This is a genomic window from Pectobacterium wasabiae CFBP 3304, from assembly GCF_001742185.1.
Lineage (GTDB): Bacteria > Pseudomonadota > Gammaproteobacteria > Enterobacterales > Enterobacteriaceae > Pectobacterium > Pectobacterium wasabiae.
In genome coordinates this window covers 4,272,017-4,291,074 of sequence record NZ_CP015750.1, presented here as the reverse complement: position 1 = coordinate 4,291,074, position 19,058 = coordinate 4,272,017, and the positions used below count along the sequence as shown (strand labels likewise).

General features: G+C 50.2%; 13 protein-coding genes and 5 pseudogenes. 16 read left to right on the top strand and 2 right to left on the bottom strand.

What is annotated here, in order from left to right; translation table 11 throughout:
• The first annotated feature begins 6 nt into the window (after positions 1 to 6).
• The 5 genes and pseudogenes from A7983_RS19555 (at position 7) to A7983_RS19535 (ending at position 6,278) form a co-directional block, all read left to right on the top strand.
• Complete coding sequence (locus A7983_RS19555; RefSeq protein WP_005974542.1) at positions 7 to 783, top strand: ankyrin repeat domain-containing protein; 777 nt, start codon at positions 7 to 9, stop codon at positions 781 to 783.
• 237 nt (positions 784 to 1,020) lie between these two features.
• A pseudogene (locus A7983_RS19550) lies at positions 1,021 to 4,648 on the top strand (RHS repeat-associated core domain-containing protein); the annotation flags it as partial.
• A gap of 57 nt (positions 4,649 to 4,705) precedes the next feature.
• Positions 4,706 to 4,960, top strand: coding sequence for a hypothetical protein (locus tag A7983_RS24570; protein WP_237028227.1), 255 nt, complete (start codon positions 4,706 to 4,708; stop codon positions 4,958 to 4,960).
• A gap of 474 nt (positions 4,961 to 5,434) precedes the next feature.
• Positions 5,435 to 5,842, top strand: a complete 408-nt coding sequence (locus tag A7983_RS19540) for a DUF2750 domain-containing protein (RefSeq protein WP_005974551.1) — start codon at positions 5,435 to 5,437, stop codon at positions 5,840 to 5,842.
• An 88-nt stretch (positions 5,843 to 5,930) separates the two neighbouring features.
• Positions 5,931 to 6,278, top strand: coding sequence for a hypothetical protein (locus A7983_RS19535; RefSeq protein WP_005974554.1), 348 nt, complete (start codon positions 5,931 to 5,933; stop codon positions 6,276 to 6,278).
• A 68-nt stretch (positions 6,279 to 6,346) separates the two neighbouring features.
• Here the strand turns inward: A7983_RS19535 and A7983_RS24765 are convergent, their stop codons facing one another.
• The gene (locus A7983_RS24765; RefSeq protein ID WP_322788155.1) at positions 6,347 to 6,478 is read right to left on the bottom strand and encodes a SymE family type I addiction module toxin; all 132 of its coding nucleotides are present in this window, start codon (positions 6,476 to 6,478) and stop codon (positions 6,347 to 6,349) included.
• A gap of 29 nt (positions 6,479 to 6,507) precedes the next feature.
• On the opposite strand from A7983_RS24765, the pseudogene A7983_RS24675 reads away from it, so the two are divergent.
• The 4 genes and pseudogenes from A7983_RS24675 to A7983_RS19525 form a co-directional block, all read left to right on the top strand.
• Positions 6,508 to 6,618 (top strand): annotated as a pseudogene (locus tag A7983_RS24675) (RHS repeat domain-containing protein); the annotation flags it as partial.
• 36 nt (positions 6,619 to 6,654) lie between these two features.
• The gene (locus A7983_RS24915) at positions 6,655 to 6,939 is read left to right on the top strand and encodes a transposase (protein WP_407670504.1); all 285 of its coding nucleotides are present in this window, start codon (positions 6,655 to 6,657) and stop codon (positions 6,937 to 6,939) included.
• Positions 6,921 to 7,145: an IS5 family transposase gene (locus A7983_RS24910; protein WP_005974559.1), complete on the top strand. Its 225-nt coding sequence runs from the start codon at positions 6,921 to 6,923 to the stop codon at positions 7,143 to 7,145. Before A7983_RS24915 ends, A7983_RS24910 begins: the two co-directional genes overlap by 19 nt.
• 244 nt (positions 7,146 to 7,389) lie before the next feature.
• Positions 7,390 to 7,773: a DUF2750 domain-containing protein gene (locus tag A7983_RS19525; RefSeq protein ID WP_005974562.1), complete on the top strand. Its 384-nt coding sequence runs from the start codon at positions 7,390 to 7,392 to the stop codon at positions 7,771 to 7,773.
• 523 nt (positions 7,774 to 8,296) lie between these two features.
• On the opposite strand, the gene A7983_RS19520 is transcribed toward A7983_RS19525, so the two are convergent.
• Positions 8,297 to 8,896: a hypothetical protein gene (locus tag A7983_RS19520; protein WP_005974565.1), complete on the bottom strand. Its 600-nt coding sequence runs from the start codon at positions 8,894 to 8,896 to the stop codon at positions 8,297 to 8,299.
• A 111-nt stretch (positions 8,897 to 9,007) separates the two neighbouring features.
• Between A7983_RS19520 and A7983_RS19515 the strand changes: the two genes are divergently transcribed.
• The 7 genes and pseudogenes from A7983_RS19515 to A7983_RS19490 all read left to right on the top strand — a co-directional run bounded on the left by A7983_RS19515 (position 9,008) and on the right by A7983_RS19490 (position 19,018).
• The gene (locus A7983_RS19515; protein WP_005974568.1) at positions 9,008 to 9,616 is read left to right on the top strand and encodes a hypothetical protein; all 609 of its coding nucleotides are present in this window, start codon (positions 9,008 to 9,010) and stop codon (positions 9,614 to 9,616) included.
• A pseudogene (locus tag A7983_RS19510) lies at positions 9,613 to 10,104 on the top strand (surface-adhesin E family protein); the annotation flags it as partial. The gene A7983_RS19515 and the pseudogene A7983_RS19510, both read left to right, overlap by 4 nt.
• A pseudogene (locus A7983_RS24555) lies at positions 10,099 to 10,179 on the top strand (surface-adhesin E family protein); the annotation flags it as partial. The pseudogenes A7983_RS19510 and A7983_RS24555, both read left to right, overlap by 6 nt.
• Positions 10,180 to 10,394: 215 nt before the next feature.
• Positions 10,395 to 12,158, top strand: a complete 1,764-nt coding sequence (locus tag A7983_RS19505) for a DUF2138 domain-containing protein (protein ID WP_039479317.1) — start codon at positions 10,395 to 10,397, stop codon at positions 12,156 to 12,158.
• Positions 12,159 to 12,247: 89 nt separating this feature from the next.
• Positions 12,248 to 12,807 (top strand): annotated as a pseudogene (locus A7983_RS19500) (DUF1175 domain-containing protein); the annotation flags it as partial.
• On the top strand, positions 12,741 to 17,375 hold the full coding sequence (locus A7983_RS19495; RefSeq protein WP_152413561.1) for an alpha-2-macroglobulin family protein: 4,635 nt from the start codon (positions 12,741 to 12,743) through the stop codon (positions 17,373 to 17,375). The pseudogene A7983_RS19500 and the gene A7983_RS19495, both read left to right, overlap by 67 nt.
• Complete coding sequence (locus A7983_RS19490; RefSeq protein ID WP_005974581.1) at positions 17,375 to 19,018, top strand: DUF2300 domain-containing protein; 1,644 nt, start codon at positions 17,375 to 17,377, stop codon at positions 19,016 to 19,018. The genes A7983_RS19495 and A7983_RS19490 overlap by 1 nt, the downstream gene beginning before the upstream one ends.
• Positions 19,019 to 19,058 lie beyond the last annotated feature (40 nt).

The window sequence follows — 19,058 nt, the reverse complement described above, 5'->3', positions numbered from 1 at the left end:
GATTGGATGTTTGTGATAAAAAAGCCAAGTAAATTATCTTCAATGTCACTTGTTTTGTTTTTTCTTTTTGCGACAAAGTGTAACGCAATGAATAAATTACCTGCCGAACATTTTTTTAGTGGTTCCCAACTGATGTTAGCGCACGCTATAGAGCGTAGCGATTCTGTCGAGGTAAAGGATCTTGCTGGAAAAACTGATTTAAATAAGCCGGGTGCACAGGATATGACAATGCTTTTCTTTGCATTGCAAAGCGCTTATGGAAAGAATCCCCAGCAGTTGGAAATTATGGCAGTGTTAGTTAGATCTGGTGCAGATCCATTGCAGCAGGTTCCTGATATGGGAAGTGTTGCTGAAATCGTTGCAACATCTCCTTATCCTGAATATATGCAAGCCATCATTGAGGGGGGGATGGATGTTAATGTAAAAATTCAAGGCCAACCCTTGCTCCATGATGCTGCTTCCGACGATACAATTAAAACGCTAAAATTGATGGTAGAACGTGGCGCTAACGTGAATGCCGTTGACTCATTAGGTAAAGCGACAATTATGGCAGCACTGGATGGAATGCAATTAGATACTGTGGAGTGGTTATTAAATCATGGTGCTAATCCTAATACTATTGAGACTAATACAGGGTGGTCGTTTATGCGCCAGCTTGATGATGTTATAACACGCAATGATGATGTTATAACACGCAATAATGGTGATGCCGGAGCGACTCACAAGAAGTTGATGGACATATTTCAGTTAGCCAAACAAAAAGGTGGTCATCCTTATCACTAAGGATGAGTATCGATAGTAATAAATATTTAACGTTCCGAATTCAATAATTTCCTTAAGCATAATTATGATGACATACGATCGGTATATTCATTGAGATCATAATTCTCGCTATTAAAAAGAGATGAAGAATTAAATTCTCTTTCGCGAATTTATACCACGACCGTCGCTCCGTTTTTAAAAATCTCAGTCATGACTTTTTAGCTTTATTAATAAGCGGCTTTTCTGCATGGAGTGCCAATGGCAACAGGAAACACGATTGGTAAATTACAGTATGCGCCCGCACCACAAGGCCATGTGACGGCGGGCAGTACCAATCCGCCGAAACAGAAAACCTGGTGGAGTCGCTACGGCGACTGGGTACATACCGGTTTGGATGTATTAGGTGCAGTGCCGATTATCGGTGCCGTTGCGGATGGAGCCAATGCGGCCATTTATACCGCCGAAGGTGATTACGGCAATGCGGCGCTGTCGGCAGCGTCCGCTGCCGCTAACTTTGTTCCGGGCGGGGGGCTGCCTTCAAAGCGGGCAAGCTAGCGGCGAAAGCCGGTAAAGCGTTAGACGCGGCGAAAGCGGGTAAAAAAGCGGTAAAAGAAGGTGTAACGCTGGCAGAAAAGGCGGCCGCGAAAGCGGAAAGCAAGGCGGTGAAAAAGGAAACCGGTGAGGCCATTAAGGCCAAGAAAGCCGGCAGCGAAAAGGGCGGTAGCGATAAAGGCCATACACAAAAAAATACCGAGCCGTGCAAAATCCCGCAAAGCCCGTTGCCGCAGGTAGATATGGCGATTGGTAGTCCGGTCAATCCATTGCTGGGTATCAAGCTGTTGTTTGAGGCGGAAGACAACGATTTCTCCTTCCCGGCATCCGTGCCGCTCAACTGGCAGCGCTACTACTTCTCCGACGAGATTGGCAATGGCTGGCTGGGGCAGGGCTGGTCGCTGCCATTTTCTCAGGAAGTGCGTCAACACCATCAGCAGTTGGTGCTCATTGATGAGCAGGGGCGTGAGATCGCTTTCCCCTATCCGCAACTCGGTCATGAGCCGCAGTTGCATCGCTACGAACAGCTCGCATTGTCCCAGCCCCAACCGGGTGAATTCTGTATTTCCAGCGCTGACGGTGGCCAACACTGGCACTTTGCCCATCAGGTTGGTACGGGACGCTGGCTGCTCTCAGCGATCGGTGACCGCCACAACAATCGCCTGACGCTGTACTACAACGCTCAGCATCTGCCTATGCAGATTGAAGACAGTGCCGGCCGCTGCTTCCACATCCACGTTGCCCAGATCAGTCTGGCCGATGGCAGCACGGTTGATCGCATTACCGGTGTTAGCGTGTGCCATCCATCCGAGCCTCTCAACGCGGAAAAGCTCTGTAGCTATGACTACTCGCCGCAGGGCGACCTCGTTGCGGTACGCAATGAACAGGGTGACGTGCTGCGCGAGTTCCGCTATCGCAACCACATGATGGTGGCGCACTGGCGTGCGGGCGAAATGGAGTGCTTCTACCATTACGACAAACATACTCCCGACGGCAAGGTGCTGGCGCATCGCGACAGCCTCGGTGGTGAATGGCGCTTCGAATATGGTCGCAACAGTACTACCGTCACGGATGTGCTGGGGCGCGTGACGGGTTACGACGTTGATGATCATCAGGAACTGATCGGCTACCGGGACGCGATGGGCGGTTATATCCGTATTCGACGCAACGTGCGCGGCCAGATGACACAGCTCACCGATCAGGCTGGGCGCATAACGCGTTACCGCTACGACGAGCGGGGTAACTGCACGGCGGTGAGCGAGCCAGACGGGCAGACTACGCGTTTCGACTATCACGAACGCTGGAATCTGCCGGTGCGCGTCACTGACATGTTGGGTGGCACGCGTGAATATCACTATGACATCGCGGGCAATCTTATTCGCGTGATGGATGAGATAGGCCGCATCACCGAATACAACCACGATGATCGAGGCAATCTGGTGCGCATCCGCGATGCAGCGGCAGGCGTGCAACACCTGTGCTGGAATAGCGCAGATTTTCTGGTCAGTCATACTGACTGCTCCGGTCGCACCACCACGTTTGAATATGATAAATACGGCTGGCTAAAGCAGCAGACCGATGCCGCAGGTCACTGTACCACCCTGTATCACGGGTGTGATGGTCAGCCACAGCGCATCGTGTACGCCGACGGCAGCACCGAGCGGGCTGAGTTTGACCGCTGGCAGCGGCTGACGGCCTGGCATGATGCACAGGGACAGGTTACTCGCTGGACGCTAGCGGCTGATGGCCTGCCGTTGACACGCACGGATGCACTGGGGCATCAGGTCGGTTACGAGTATGACCACGCGCGTCGCCTGACAGCGCTCATCAATGAAAACGGTGCTCGCCACACCTTCGACTACGACGCACGGGATAATCTAGTGCGCGAACGTGGCTTTGACGGCAACACGACACACTATGAATTCGATGACGGCAGCTATCTACAAGCTCGCACGGAGGACGGTGACGGCCGTGGGCCGGGTATCCGCACTCGATACCAGCGTGATGCCGCCGGACGACTGCTGGAGAAATTGACAGTGCGCAGCGGTGATGCCCGTTGGCAACGTACCCGCTATGGCTACGATGCGCTCGGTCGTCTCACTGCTGGCGTCAACCACGGTGGCCGGGTAGAGCTAGAGTGGGACGATGCCGGACAGTTGATGGCGGAGCGTACTCTGACACGCGGCGTCAGCCATGAACTGAGCCATCAGTACGATGAACTGGGCAACCGCACACACACTCGGTTGCCGGATGGCCACGAGCTGAAACACTTCTATTACGGCAGCGGTCATCGTCTTCAGGTCAATCTCGGCAGTCGGGTCATCAGCGAAAGCGAGCGTGACACGTTGCACCGGGAGGTGCGTCGAACGCAGGGTGCCATCACCAGCGACTACGTGCACGATGAGATGGGGCGATTGGTGAGCCAGCGTGCCGGGGGCGATGGGAAGACTGCGGTGGCTCGCGATTACGTCTGGCGGCGTGACGGCCAACTGATGCAGATGGTGGACAAATACACTGGCGACCACCGTTACGAGTACGATGCACTGGGGCGTCTGACACTGGCGGGCGATGAGCGATTCGCCTTTGATCCGGCGCACAATCTGCTGAGCAGCGCTCAGGCACAGCCGTTGCCGGATAACCGGTTGCAGGTATTTGAAGACAAGCGCTGGAAGTATGACAACTTTGGCAACGTTGCCGAAAAGCGTATTGGGAGACATACGGTGCAGCAGTTCAGTTGGAACGCGGAGCACCAATTGGCGGAAGCGGTCAGTACACGCAACGGTACGGCTCAGCGCACGACGTATGGCTACGACGCCTTTGGTCGCCGCAGTTGGAAGCGCGATACCTTCGGCATAACGCACTTCATCTGGGACGGGAACCGTCTGCTGAGTGAAGTTCGTGGCTCGCGTCATCATCTGTGGATTTACGGAGATGAGGGCTTTGCGCCGCTGGCACAGGTGAGTTTACAGCAGGGGGAAACGGAGCACGAGGCACAGATATACTGGTATCACAACGACGTTTCCGGCCTGCCGCGTGAGATGACGGGGCAGGACGGGAATCTGGTCTGGCGTGCAGAATACTGGGCGTGGGGTAACACGGTGCGGGTGGAGCAGGCGGAAGTATCGCATTCCGAGCCGATACACCAGCCGCTGCGCTATCAGGGGCAGTACTTTGACGCGGAAACGGGCTTGCACTACAACCGGTTCCGATACTATGATCCGGATGCTGGTCGGTTTGTAAGTCAGGACCCGATAGGGTTGGCGGGGGGCTGAATAACTACGCTTACGCGCCGAATCCTATTAGTTGGATTGATCCGCTGGGGTTGAAATGCGGTGTTCCAAAATTCGACCCTCAAAAGAAGTTTAAGTACAAAGAAGGTGAGATGTCCGTGATGAAACATATCCTTATGGGGCATCGTAAAAGCGCCCTCCAAGAGGGGACCAGTAAGTTTTTAACTAACAGCCCTAAGAAAATAAACGGCTACATTAATAAAGCTCTCACAAAGGGTAATGTGTCAGAAAACGGAAAAGAGTTGATATATACCTTTTCTAGAAATATAGGAACGAGTGTGGATGGGCTTCCAACTAAAACCATAAAAATGTTTTTAGATTCAAATGGATGGGTTAGGACTGCTTTTCCATTATAACTTGAATGAGTTAACTTTTTGATATGAAAAAAAATACACTAATATCTCTAAATGAATCAATTTCCCATAGTGATAAGATAAAAAATCTTATCCTTGACAATATTCAGACCGAAGGTAAGAAGATAATTAGATTAAATCTTGTATATTTGACATACGATTTCTCATCTAAAACTGTCTTGCTAGAATATTATGTTGAAGATGATGAGTATCCCAATATTGAAATGAGTTTCAGTGAATTAACTGATTTACTGAAAAATTAAATTATCTAATATAATTTGGAGGCGATCCCAGCGATCCTTTCGGCTATTCAGAGGTTGGGTCACGCAGGATATGAATCAGCAAAGGATTTGATTACAATTATTCTGAGCCCCAGATTCGTGAACAGCATTGTTACGATGGGGGAGGAAGAAAAAATAAACTCAGAGTTAGTAATAAATGTAAAACAAACGTGAATTAGGTTGTTAAGGAATTAAAATGAAAGTTTCGGCTAAAGAAATTGAAGTTATGTCCAGTAAGCCTGCGAAAGATCGGTATATTTATTTCATTAAGCGTGTAGCCGATTGGGAGTCGGCATGGACTTTAGGTGATGACGGTGGCTATATCACCAGTGAGGATGACAATGGTAGAATCTACCTTCCACTCTGGCCAGCAAAAGAATATGCTCAAATTAGTGCCAAGGGTAATTGGGATAGTCTGCAATTAAAAGAAATATCTCTTGACGAGTTACTTGACGAATTGTTACCACAACTGATCGAAGACGCAGTAGATCTTGTTATATTTATGTCTCCAAATGAAATAAATGCTCCTACACTAACGGCAAAGAATGTTTTGAAAGATTTTCTTGCGGAATGTGAGAAATATGAGTGGGTTATTTTTTCGTAAGTGCCTCAGGATTTTTATGTTAGCAACTAAAATAAAAGTGATCTTAATGAAATCCTCTGCTATTCCTTGATGAAAATAGGGTGCATCTATGACTGATAAAGATATATTGGATGATTTTGGTTCTGCAACTATGCGTATGGTTCGTGACCGTTCGCTTGATAAATTCGAAAAAATTCAATTAGGTACACTGAAGTCACAAAGAGCCATAGAGTTACATGATTTATTGTCAGGATTTGACGAGGAGCAAAAAAATATAATTAAAGTTTTAGTTACTGAAAGCATTGATAATACAATATTTAACTTTCTATTTATGTTTGAAGAAGATGAAGATAAAAATATACTGGTGTCAGATATTAATGTTAATGAAATAAGCGATGGATTATCTGGCGAGTTATTTACGAAAGATGGATGGATAAGCAGATTTAGCCAGAAATAATAATAAACCGGAATACACCCCAACGATCCTTCCGATTTTATTTTACCTGCTATTTATCGTGTGCGTCGTCAGAGATTAATCTCCGTCTCAATCACCAGTTTGCCTCGCTCGACGGTCACGGTTATCGGCATGCCAGTGATAAACCCCGATTCTTTTATGATGACTGGATCAAGTAACTCCGTAGAGAATGACAAGACCATCGCCATTGAGGGTTGCCGCACGACCACTAAATGGCCCGCCGCTGACACGCACGGATGCACTTGGGCATCAGGTCGGTTACGAGTACGACCACGCGCGTCGCCTGACGGCGCTCATCAATGAAAACGGTGCCCGCCACACCAGGAAAGTCAGACAGCATGGGGATGACAGACGCCAGGTGTGGCGCAAGCTTCATCTGGCCGCAGACAGTGCGACACACGAGATTATCTGTACCGATTTATCGCTCAGAGGTACGACAGATGCGCAGGCATTACCGGGTTTGATTAACCAGACGCACCGGAAAATCAAGGAAGCCTCGGCAGACGGCGCTTATGACTCGCGCGACTGCCATGATGCTTTGCTGAGGAAAAAATCAGGTCACTTATCCCGCCCCGAAGTGGAGCGCAATACTGGCCGGGCAAATACCATGAGCGTAACCACGCGGTGGCGGATCAGCATCTGAGCGGGAGCAATGACGTCTGGAAAAAGAAAGTGGGCTACCACTGGCGTTCGGTAGCGGAAACGGCGATATTCCGCCTCAAGACCTTGCTGGGTGGCCATCTGAGCCTGCGGGACGATGACGCGCAGGTGGGGGAAGCGATGGCGATGGTCAAAGCGCCCAATCGGATGACGTTGTTGGGTATGCCGGAGAGCGTCAGGATCGCATAACAGGTGTAGCAGCGGGAGCCATCCTGTCAGCTAACTCTGATTTATTCAACAAAGCCCACATCCGTAACAAAAATCGAAGAACTATCCGTTTACCGGGTAATTCAAGAAGATCTAAAGATCCTGGTAAAGTTTTAGCTCATAGGAGAGGGAAGTGAGCAAAAGATGGTAATTCTTATGAGCATTCGGATTTGCAAGATAATGATCTTCATAAGCTAGAACATAAGTACGAAGGATATTAAAATTTATGAATAATTCTAAAATTGAAAATGTAAATTCTTTAACTTCAGAAGATAGGCTCAGCTATTTTGTCAGAAAAGTAGCCGACTTTGAACAAGTCTGGGGAAGTTATGGGAATGATGGTTGGTTGCATTTGTCAACCAAAGATGGAAAGAGGATATTCCCTATTTGGCCGGAAGAAGAATTTTCAATAGATTACAATACAAAACATCAATATGAACTTTCACCTAAAGAAATAGACTTGTATTATTTTTTAGATAAATGGATCCCTGGGTTGGAAAAGGATGGTGTTGATATTCTTATTTTCCCTGTAGATAAGAAAAATGGCATTATAATAATCCCATCTAAATTGAATGAACTATTGCAAGACGAGTTAAAACAATATGAATAAATCTGGGTGGCCTGTGAGTCATAACATTTATAAATAGAGGGGGAAGGTAGAGCACGGAATTCGTGCCGCTCAACTGGCAGTGCTACTACTTCCAAGAACAGGCTCTGAAAAATATACTATTTAAAAATTAAGAGGCTATTCCTAATTTTTAGAGAGTAAAATTTCACTCTGATTTTGAAAGGTAGAGATGGGGGTTAGTTATTCACCACCTCAATTTTTTCAATTAATTATTAACTCAATATGTCTGATTGAAATTAAAAATCAGAATAAGTGGTTAAACCCGAACTGGCCATCAAGTTAAAAAATAATATATTTCATGATAGCCCCCCATTGATTAAATGTTCGGCGGTTCATTATTTTAATATTAATAATCATGATTTTTAAAATTTTTCATAGTGAAATAGAATAGGAGGTAATTATTATTCAAATGAAAATTATGCTTGACGAGAATTTTTACTAAGGTTGACCCGCATGTTAGGTATTTAATCAAAACAGGAAGAATCTTATCGATCCTTCCTGTTTTTTATTTGTTAACGATTGAATTAATAACATGACCTGTGTTGAGTGACAGTCGGAATGGTTCCCATCCGCCCGAACCATAGATCACATTACCCTGAACTTCATCAATAATCACGCCATCAATAGCGCATTGCTTTGATTGCCAGATGATTCCAGAGTCTACGTGAATGAGAAACGTGTATAAGAATGTCGTGACAAGAAAGGTGTCGCTAAGCACGCCTGAATCGATGTCTGGAATGGGATACAGATGACCAACATAATCGTGCAAATATAGGCTTTTTACTTCATACGATACGGTGTCGAATAGGTGAACATGCTGACCATACAATAATGCAATCTTATTTTCGTTAAGAAGAAGTTCGCGAAAACACTGCTCGAGCAAATAACCGTTATCATCAACCTCAACGTAAATACAAAGAACGACTACGGGCTCATCATTCTTGCAGATGAGAACGCTCTGTCGCTTCTTGGCACCACGAGGAAACGGGTTGATATCGATTCTGAGAATGGTGCTTTCAGGATGAACGTTAGCATCGAGAAACTGTGCAGTATAGATCGTAGTCAATTTTGGGCGTTTTTCCGAAAACAGCGACTGTAATATCATTATATGCTCGTTTTTCACGATCCCTGTCAACTTGCTTGTGTTTTCTGATATTTAAAATAATCTGAAAATCGGTCTAACGTTATGATTTTATTTAAATGGTAAGGATACTTTATGAAACGTGTGGTTTTTCCTTTCACCTTGCTGACATTAAGCGTGATGGGGTCGGTGCAGGCAGAATCTCTCCAGGAAAGTTTATTGCATTGTGATAATCGTTTCTTCAGCGAACTTTATGTCCAGCAGAAAGCATTCATCGGATCTGCCCAGTTGAAGACTAATAGCCAACATCAAGCCTGGTTTACCCCTCCCAAAAATGGAGGAGACGTTACCTGGTTCTCCCAACCAGTAAAATCTGGCAACTTAGTGCTTTCCGGCTATTTCATGCGCCAGAATGATTTAGAAGCAATGGGCAAATACTACTTCTGGGGCTTGATTATTGATGGTTCAGCCGCAGAGGTTGCCGCTGCTTTATCCAAAGTAAATTGGCAAAAAGCGGGAGATGAGTATTTCGCTAATCCTGTGATAAAACGCCCCGGAGACCAGATGTGGAAACTTAACTCTGGGGCTGCAAGCGGTATTGCGCCAGCAAAGGGAAGTGTGGAAAAACTTGCGTTGTTAAGCGACAGTGGAGATAAAGCACAATTACTATGCTCGGTACAAGGTAATGTGACTGATGAGATTTTACTGTCTCTGCGCCCTGACCTGGTAGGGAGCGAGAAATGATTAAGTATTTTGGGCTATTTGCTGTATTCGCTTTGCTGGCTGGCTGCACCAGCCAACTGAAGAAAGAAAATGTAAGTAATCCTCCGGCAGGAGTGATAAAAATTATGAGCGATGAGCACGTTCTGACCTTTGCGGACTTGCGTAATGTCTCATCCTATCAAGGTAATAACCGTCTTCGTCGGTTGTATACGATCAATAATTATACTGAAAGTAAAAAAATCAGTAAAAACCCCGATATTTATATTACGAGCTCCCGTGCTATTAACGTCATCAATTGCGACTCTCTTGAAAGAGCGGTATTCGAACGGGTCTATTTTTCGCAGCCTTATGCACTTGGTGATGTAATAGCAATAGTGGATGAAATAGGGCAATGGGGGTCATTTCATAAAGAATCAATGATGGGACTTATCGCAGGTATGGTTTGCCAAATTGCGCCAGAACGATTGAAACCGGAACTACCCAAAGAAACGCGCACCCCAGTGTTAGGTGAAGCCATGCCGATGGTCAAAGCGCTAAACCGGATGACGTTGTTGGGTATGCCGGACAGCGTCAGGATCGCATAGCAGGGTAGCAGCGGGAGCCATCCTGTCGGCTAACTCTGATTTATTCAACAAAGCCAAGTGAACAGTCAATTAACTCGTAGGAGCATAGGATCCCATGGATAGCGGTTGATTTAATCTATTGGCACATATCTAATACAGTTTTGCTTTATCCCTTTTACGCTAATGTTGCGGCATTGTAGGCTGCGATAATGATTGATGGGTGTGGAACAGCCAGAATGACCGCTGAAAATAAAAACGTTGCGCCTGTCGCAAAGAAGAGTTTTATCAAATATGGACTTTGGGCGGCGACGGCTATTTTGGCTGTTTCTGCGGTGGCATGGGGCATTCAACGTGTTTGGTTTGCCGATCATCATAATGTTCAGCCACCCAATGAATTGGTTTGGAAAAATAACCTTCAAGTTGATTTGCACCATCCTGACGTGCTCATCGAAAGCGCATCGCTGAGTAAACTGCCAAACGATCTGCTGTCTATTCCCTTCTTGCGTGACACGCTGACGGAAGATTTTGTTTTTTACTATGAAAATAACGCCGATCGATTGGGTTTAATCGGTAGCCTGCGCAGAATTACCTTTGAACACGATCTGACCCTGCGCGATAACTTACTGGAAACGCTTCTCGACCAACCGGTCAATATCGCACTTTGGCATGATGACCTCGGTAAACTGAATCACTTTATGGCGGTGATCAAACGAGGCGGATTGGCGCGCCTGCTGGAGCCATTAGCCAAGGCCGCAGCGGAAGATACCCAACTTGGCATCACCGATTTCTCGCAGCTTAAGGTCGGCAGCGACGCTATCCCGGTTTATCAATGGCGTTACGGGGCTAATAAGCAGCTGTTTTTTGCCAGCCACGGCGATAATCTGTTGCTGTTTTCCGATCTCGCTATGCTGTATGACCAGCAGGCACCCTCACAAGACTCCACCCAAATCACCAGCACATTACTGAGCGGCGCTAACCCTTGGCCGGAAAGTTTTGGTTTGAAGCCCCGTGATGGTGGGGGTGATAAAGGGACGGACAACGATAAAAATACGCCGCCTTTAGCCCACCGGATTTCAGTGAGCGCTAACTATCTTGGTTTTGGTTATCAGCGTTTTGTCCCAGCATTTGCCGGTGTCCGTGTCGAAATGGGCCAGCAAGGCTGGCAAAGCTATCTGGCGCTTAACGATCAGCAGCAGGGCGAGAACGCACGTTTTGATCTCAACCCGGTCTGGAAATCGATGCCAATCGGGGCCAGCTTCTGTGTGGCGCTGCCGGTGTCACAAAGCGTGCCGGAGTATTTGTTCCAGCGTATCGACGCCATCGACGCCATTGACGGCAACAAAGCCGCAGCCTTCCCATTGGCATTAAACGGGGTCAGTGGGCTGTGCTGGTATCCTGATTCTCATCTGTATTCGCCACTATTTGTCAGCCAGTTAGCACAAACTGCGGATGCACAAACTGATGAGACCCTGACAGGCATGTTTACCAAAGTGATCGGCGCCAGAGAGAAACAACCGATTCCGGTTGAATCTACTAGTAAGGGGCAGGGCCACCTGTGGCAGCGAGAAGCCAGCTCGCGTTATGGCCAATATCCGCAAAGTGAAGCCAAGGATCCTGAGAGCCTGCTGGGGAACCAGTTCTTCCGCGTCAGCCTGGCGCGACATGGTCAGATGCTGATGTTTTCTCTGGATGACAAACTGGTGAATAAAGCGCTGCAAACGCTGGATAAAAATTTCCCACCGCTGGCGGACGTATTACCACAACAGGCCGTGGTGCCGGTTTACATGGCTCCTGAAGCCCTGTCTGGGTTATTTAAGCAGGAAGTGTTTGCCAGCCTGCCAAAGAGTGTCGAACCGGTATTTTATAACGCGGCTCAAACCTTGTTATTACCTAAACTGAGCGCATTGGCTGGGCAACAGCGCTATGCCTTAACCCTGCCTGCGGATACCAAGATCCACGAGCATTGGCAGTGGCTACCGCTGAAATGGCAGGAGCTATGATCGTCAAACCGACAACGTTAGGCCTGCTGTTCCTAATGAGCCTGATGCTTTTCAGCCGGGGCAGCCTGGCCGTTGAGACGGTTGCGCCACTGACCCCTGAGCAATCCAACGTATTCCGCTCATGGTTCGTGCGCATTGCCGAAGAGCAGTTACGCCAAGGGCCAAGTGCGCGCTGGTATCAGCAGGACTGCGCCGGTCTGGTGCGCTTTGCTGCCAATGAATCCCTGAAAATTCATGACAGCAAATGGCTGCGGGCGAATGGTTTATCTAATCGCTACCTGCCACCAGAGCTGGACATCAGCCCGCAACAGCGCCAGTTTGCTCAACGTTGGCAGCAAGGGGGGGTCAGCAAGGCCCCTATGTAGATGCCATCAAGCTGATCCAATTTAACAGCCAACTTATTGGCCGCGACATGAATCAAGCGCAACCGGGCGATCTACTGTTTTTTGACCAGGGTGACGATCAGCATCTGATGATCTGGATGGGGCGTTATATCGCCTATCACACTGGTTCTTCGAGTTCGACAGATAATGGAATGCGTGCGGTGAGCATGCAACAATTGATGAAATGGAAGGACACCCGATGGATACCCGACGAATCGAACCCCAACTTCATTGGCATTTATCGCTTAGGTTTCCTGTCACGATGAAAATTCTGCCGCGTATGTGTCAAAAACTGCTGCTAGGGATGGCGCTATTCATTCCCTTGAGCTTGGCCTATGCCGAAGCTGAGCTCCCTGCGAGTAATTATAGCGTTCCGCAGCAATCCTTCTTTTTGCTTTCTGACAGCAGCTTTGCCACGGATGAAGTGGCGAAAGTGCGCCTGGAAGCGCCAGGGCGCGATTACCGCCGTTTTGAGGCCGAGCAGTATGGTGGCGTAGATATCCGTTTATACCGTATCGATAAGCCGATGGAGTTTCTGAAAAAGCAGAAAAACCTCCATCGCATTATGATCGAAGGCCAATACCAGGGTGAGGGCTTATCTAACACGCTGTCTTATCTTTGGGATAACTGGTACGGCAAATCACGCCGCGTGATGCAGCGGACCTTTTCCTCTGATACCCGCCAGGAAGTGACCAGTGCGCTGCCGGAGCTGAAGATGGGGGACGCGCTAAATGAACAACCCAAATTCACCGTGCAGCCGCAGTTTGCGCCGCTGAAGAATCTGCCACTGATTAGCCAGTTCCGTTACCCACTGTGGGACGCGCAACCGATCCAGCCGCCAGAACACGTCAATATGCAGGGCTCATCCAGCGGTTTCTTTGAACCTTTGCCGGGTAATGTCTACGTTCCCTTGGGCAAGCTAAAGCCGGGCCTGTATCTGGTAGAAGCGCTGATTGGCCAATACCGGGCGACCACCGTGGTGTTTGTCTCTAATACCGTGGCCATGAGTAAGGTTTCTGGCAACGAGCTATTGGTCTGGACCGTTGGCCGCAATGACGGGCAGGCGGTGCCGGGAACGCGCATCTTGTGGAGCGACGGGTTGGGCATCATGAGCAGCGGTCAGACGGATAAGAGCGGCTTACTGAGCCTGCGCCATATCTCGCCAGAGCGCTCGTATGTGATGGGTGAAGACAGCGAAGGCGGGGTGTTTGTCTCGGAGAACTTTTATTACGACAGCGAGATTTATGACACCAAACTTTATGCCTTCACCGATCGGCCGCTCTATCGCCCAGGTGATTGGGTTGAAGTCAAACTGATCGGGCGCGAATTCAATAATGCGCTGGATTCCGTCGCGCTCAAGCCAGGTTCGTTGAGTTTGACCGTGTTGGATGCCAATGGGGCAACGTTGCAAACCTTGAACTTGCCTGTTGACGGTAAATCCGGGGCGCAGGGGCGTTTTCAACTGCCAGAAAATTCCGTGGCCGGTGGCTATGAACTGCGCTCAACCTACAATAATCAGGTTTACAGCAGCTCATTCCGTGTCGCTAGCTACATCAAACCGCACTTCGAAATTTCACTGGCGATGGCCAAAACTGATTTTCGCACCAACGAGCCGGTAAATGGCGACGTCGTGCTGCTCTATCCTGATGGCAAGCCAGTGGCCAACGCGCGTCTTGAACTGAGCCTGTATAGCCAGCAGCTTTCGATGGTCAGCAACGACCTGCAATATCAGGGTAAATTCCCCATTGAGTTGAAAACGGCTCAACTGACCACCGACAGCAAAGGCCACGCCAAGTTGGATCTACCCGCTGTGGATAAGCCGAGCCGCTATCTACTGACTATTTTTGCCAGCGATGGTGCCGCCTACCGAGTCAAAACTACTCGGGAAATCCTGATTGAGCGTGGTGTTTCGCGTTATGCGCTCAATACGTTGAAACGGTTTAGTGCGGTAAATGAGCCAGTGGAATTCAGCTATCGCAACGAACAACAGGGGGATGACAAACCGGCGGTTTATGAATGGGTGCGTCTGGAAGACCGCAAAACAGAGCGTGCTCCATTGCCAGCCACTGGGCAGCCGTTTGCCATTAGCTTCCAGCAACCCGGCACCTATACCGTCACGTTGAAAAGCGACCAGGGCATGATCCTTGGTGCTATCAGCCAGTTTGTCAGTGGGCCGGGCGGGAAATCGGTGCCGGGTAGCGTTGAGATCGTGATGGACAAGCCGCAATATCGGTTGGGGGAAACTGCGCAGGCATTAATTACTTTCCCAGAGCCGGTGGAGCAAGCATTGCTGACGCTGGAGCGCGACAAAGTGGAGAGCATTGCGTTGCTTTCCAGTGGTGCCGAATGGGTTAAAGCGCAACGTTTAAGCGATACCCAGTATCTGGCGCAAATCGCAGTGCGGGATAATTTTTCCCCGAATATGACCTTCTCCGTGCTGTACAGCAAAGGCGGCCAATACAGCTTCCAGAACGCCGGGATCAAGGTTGAGATACCGCGTATCGATATCGCGGTTAAAACAGACAAAGTCGTTTACCGCCCAGGTGAAACGGTCACTGTCGCGTTGGATACCCAACTTGCGGGCAAACCCTTACCGGCTCACCTGACGGTTAGCGTCGTTGATGAGATGGTCTATGCCTTGCAACCGGAGATTGCGCCTACCATCGACCAGTTCTTCTATCATCCTCGGCGCAACAACGTGCGCACCACCGCCAGCCTGTCATTTATCGCCTACGATCTGGCGTTACCGGGGGTGCCAAAAGCGCCTGGGGTGGCGAACCGCAGCGATCGCAACGTCAAGGTGCTGGAACGCCCACGCCGTGAAGATGTGGATACCGCTGCCTGGCAGCCGGACATTGTCACCGACGCCAACGGCAAAGCGACATTCAGTTTCCGTATGCCAGATTCATTGACTCGGTGGCGTATTACGGTCCGGGCGCAAAATGAGCAAGGGCAGGTTGGCCAGAAACAGCAGCTTATCCGTTCCGAGAAACCGCTCTACCTTAAATGGAGTGGGGCCACGCAGTTCCGTAAAGGCGACCACCCGCAGCCTGGGCTGTTTATCTTCAGTCAGAACAAGCAGGCCCAGCAGGTGGAGTTGCGCACCCAATATGGTGATAACAACCTGAGCCAAACGGTGTCGCTGCATGAAGGGGTGAACTACGTGGCACAACCAGTGGCAGCCATGCAGTCTGGGCGCTGGACCTCGGAAGTGGTGAAAAACGGTGAAGTGCTGGACAGCCTGAGCGTTGATCTGAAGGTGAGTGACGACAATTGGCCAGTGCCTCAGCAGCAGCAAGTGCGGCTACATGCCGGCAGTAATACTCTCAATCTGCCAGCCAGCGCCTACGATATCCGCCTGCGCCTCAATAGTGATGCGCAATCCATGTTCCGTAATGGTCTGGATGACCTGATCAATGAACCTTATGGTGGTGTGATCAATACCGCCAGCCGCCTGTTACCCCTCAGCCTAGCTTACAACATGCTGGCGAAAGAAGACGCGCAGCGTGGGGATGTATTACGCCAGACTCTGCAAAATAACCGCCAGCGCCTGGTGCAGATGGCGGGGCCAGGGGCGTTGTTTACCTGGTGGGGGGAGAATGGCGATCCTGATGCCTTCCTGACCGCCTACGCCTACTATGCCGACTGGTATGCCAGCCAGGCATTAGGCATGGCGTTACCGGCAGAACACTGGCAGCGAATTTTGGAACTGTATGCCGAGCAGGCGGCAGAGATGCCGGTTCTCCATCGTGCTCTGTTACTGTCATTCGCTCAGGATATGCATCTGCCGATCACCAGCCTGCTGCAAGGGCTGGCGGAGTCATTGCCTAATGCGCAGGTGGAGTCCGGGGCGCCATTGTCTGAAACCGACAGCCTGGTGATGGCCGCGCCTAACTTCAAGTTGGGGTTGGCGGTGGCACGGGTGCTGACTTATTCGATGCTGCAGCAAACGCCCGGTTATAAACTTTCGGAGCCAGAGCTGCAAACGTTGCGCCAGAGCCAGGAGTTTATTTCCTTCAGTGAACATCCGTTTGCCTATGCAGCGGTATGGCGCACGCGTGGCGCAGATGCTCCGCAAGTCGCCTGGTTGTTGCAGCAACTGATGCCTGCGCAGCAAGGGCCAGAGCGCGCTTTGGCATTAACCTGGCTCTACAATTCACTCGGCACCACAGTGCCACCGGTGAGTTTCAACCCAGGTGAAGGCTGGCAATTGCGGCAGGGTACCGCAGGGGAGCGTTACTGGCAGTGGCAAGGGCAGGGCGCGGTGCAGCCGGTAGTGATGCCAGCAGAACTGGAACAGCCGCTTAATGTCTCGCTGAACTATAACTTGCCACTGACGGCGACCGCAACTGACAGCGAGAGGCAGCCATTAAATGTGACCATCCAGCATCGTCTGCTGCAACTTATCCCTGGCGATAAGGCGTTCGAATTTGGCGTGAAGCCGGTGGCTAATGGGGAGGCACTCTCCAGCGATGCGCTGTATCTTGACGAGGTGACGTTGGTTAACAAATCCTCCACGCCGCAGCGCTACATGCTGTTAGAAGTGCCGTTACCACCAGGCGCAGATGTTGAACGCACCACTTGGGGTATTCAGGTCGCGGGCTTGGGCGGCAAGGGTGTAACACCACTTGAGAAAGCGCGTAATGAATCGGGGCTACTCTCTTATGTGGTACCGGTTGATGAATTGGTGGATTCCAAGGTGTACCGGCATTTGGTGCGTTTCTCGCAGAAAGGGCAGTTTGTGTTGCCGCCAATCCGTTATTCGCGCATGTATACGCCGCAAGAGGCGGCAACGGAAAGTGGCAGTTCCCTGAAAACAGTGACGGTGAAGTAATGTTTCGCTGGTTGTGGTTACTGTGGTTGATACCTGTTGCTGCTTTTAGTGCAGAGCCGAAATTGGAACTCGCTCTGCGCGAAGGGCAGCAATATATCTTGCTGACGTTAAGCCCGAGTCGGCAGTTTGCGCAGCAGCCACTGCCGAGCGAGCTGACCACGCCATTAGGCAGCGTCTGGAAGCTTTTCGTCTATGCCTATCTGGTGGATACCCAGCAGCAGGAATCTGATTATCTCTGCAATGGCAGCCAGCCGCAGGAAGAGGTTTACTGCTGTGAAACCGGTAAGACGATTGCACGCGATCGTGCTTTGGTGCAGTCGTGCGGCCTCTATTTTAGCCCCCAGCGCCTGCAACTGGATCAACAACAATGGGCCAGTTATTGGCAACGGCAACATAGTCCCGGCTGGTTGCAGGATCTGTCGCAGCTACAGCCGGATACCCGTGTCCCAGTAAGTCAGTTGCTGGCGGTATTGGCCGCGCTGCCAGCCCAGCAGCAGGCGCGTAATGTGTTGCTGGACCTGTTGCTTACCGCTGACGGCAATCTGGCTGGTGCCTTGGGTAGCCGCCTGCGGGTAAAAACCTGGAGCTGGCTGGATGATGAACATCCCGAGCAGCGCCAGGGCGGATTTGCCGGTTGGCTGAACGACGGCACGCCGGTGTGGGCCAGAGGGGCGGGTACCAGCAAAATCGTGCTGCAAAACTATGCTGAGGTGTTGAATAACCGTTTGCCGCAGGCTCCACCGATAGATCACAACGTGTGCGTGGTGGTTAAGCTGTTTGATCGTTACCCGATTGCAACATTGCGTCGTATTGGTGAACAAACGCTGGTTAGCGCAGGAGTCTTGCAGGGAAAATATCAGGTTGAATTCCGTAACGGTAATCGCCTGAATATTGAAAGCCACGGCGAACTTATTTTGCAACAGGAAGCGGGTGATTTCACCCTGACTGCTCGCCTGGATCGTGAAGAGTATATTGCCCGGGTGCTGCAGCGGGAAGCCGCGGCGCAACCTGTCGAAGCAGCGAAAGCGCTGGCGGTGGCGATCCGCAGCTATCTGCTGCAAAACGCCAGCCGGTCCGGTGATTGTTTACTGATGGCAGACAGCAGTGCCAGCCAGCGCGTAGCCCCGACGCCGGCCTTGCCTGCTGCGCTTAACGTTGCTGCCTGGACTGCAGATCTGGTGTTGGCAGGGGCACCGGTTAACTATCATCTCGATCAGGCGGGTAATAACCGCTTGTCCTGGCAGTTGGCGGTGTCGCAAGCCCAACAGGGGATGCGCTATGACGCGATCCTGGCACAGGCTTTTCCTCGAGCTAGCCTGGGGCGTTGGGATAAGCCGGAAATATTATGCCAGCCGATGCCGGAGGCCGAGACCTGGCTAGCAACGCAGCAGCAGCGTTGGCGAGAAAAGCTTAACAGCGAGCCGGGCTACACGCCTTTGCAGAAGTTTACGGTATGCCGTTTGCTCTCAGGCAAGCCCCATGTTGATCGCATGTATGGCCGTATCTATGTTCGGGATCTTTACTCCCTGCAAGATCGGTTGGATCTGACCCATGAATATTTGCACCTGGCCTTTGCTGCGCATCCGAATGGCCAAGATGAGGTATTTGTCGAACAACTGGCTCGCCATCTGTTATTGGAATAGGGCGCTGGCTCTGAGCCATTGCCAAGGGACTTAAGGTTTT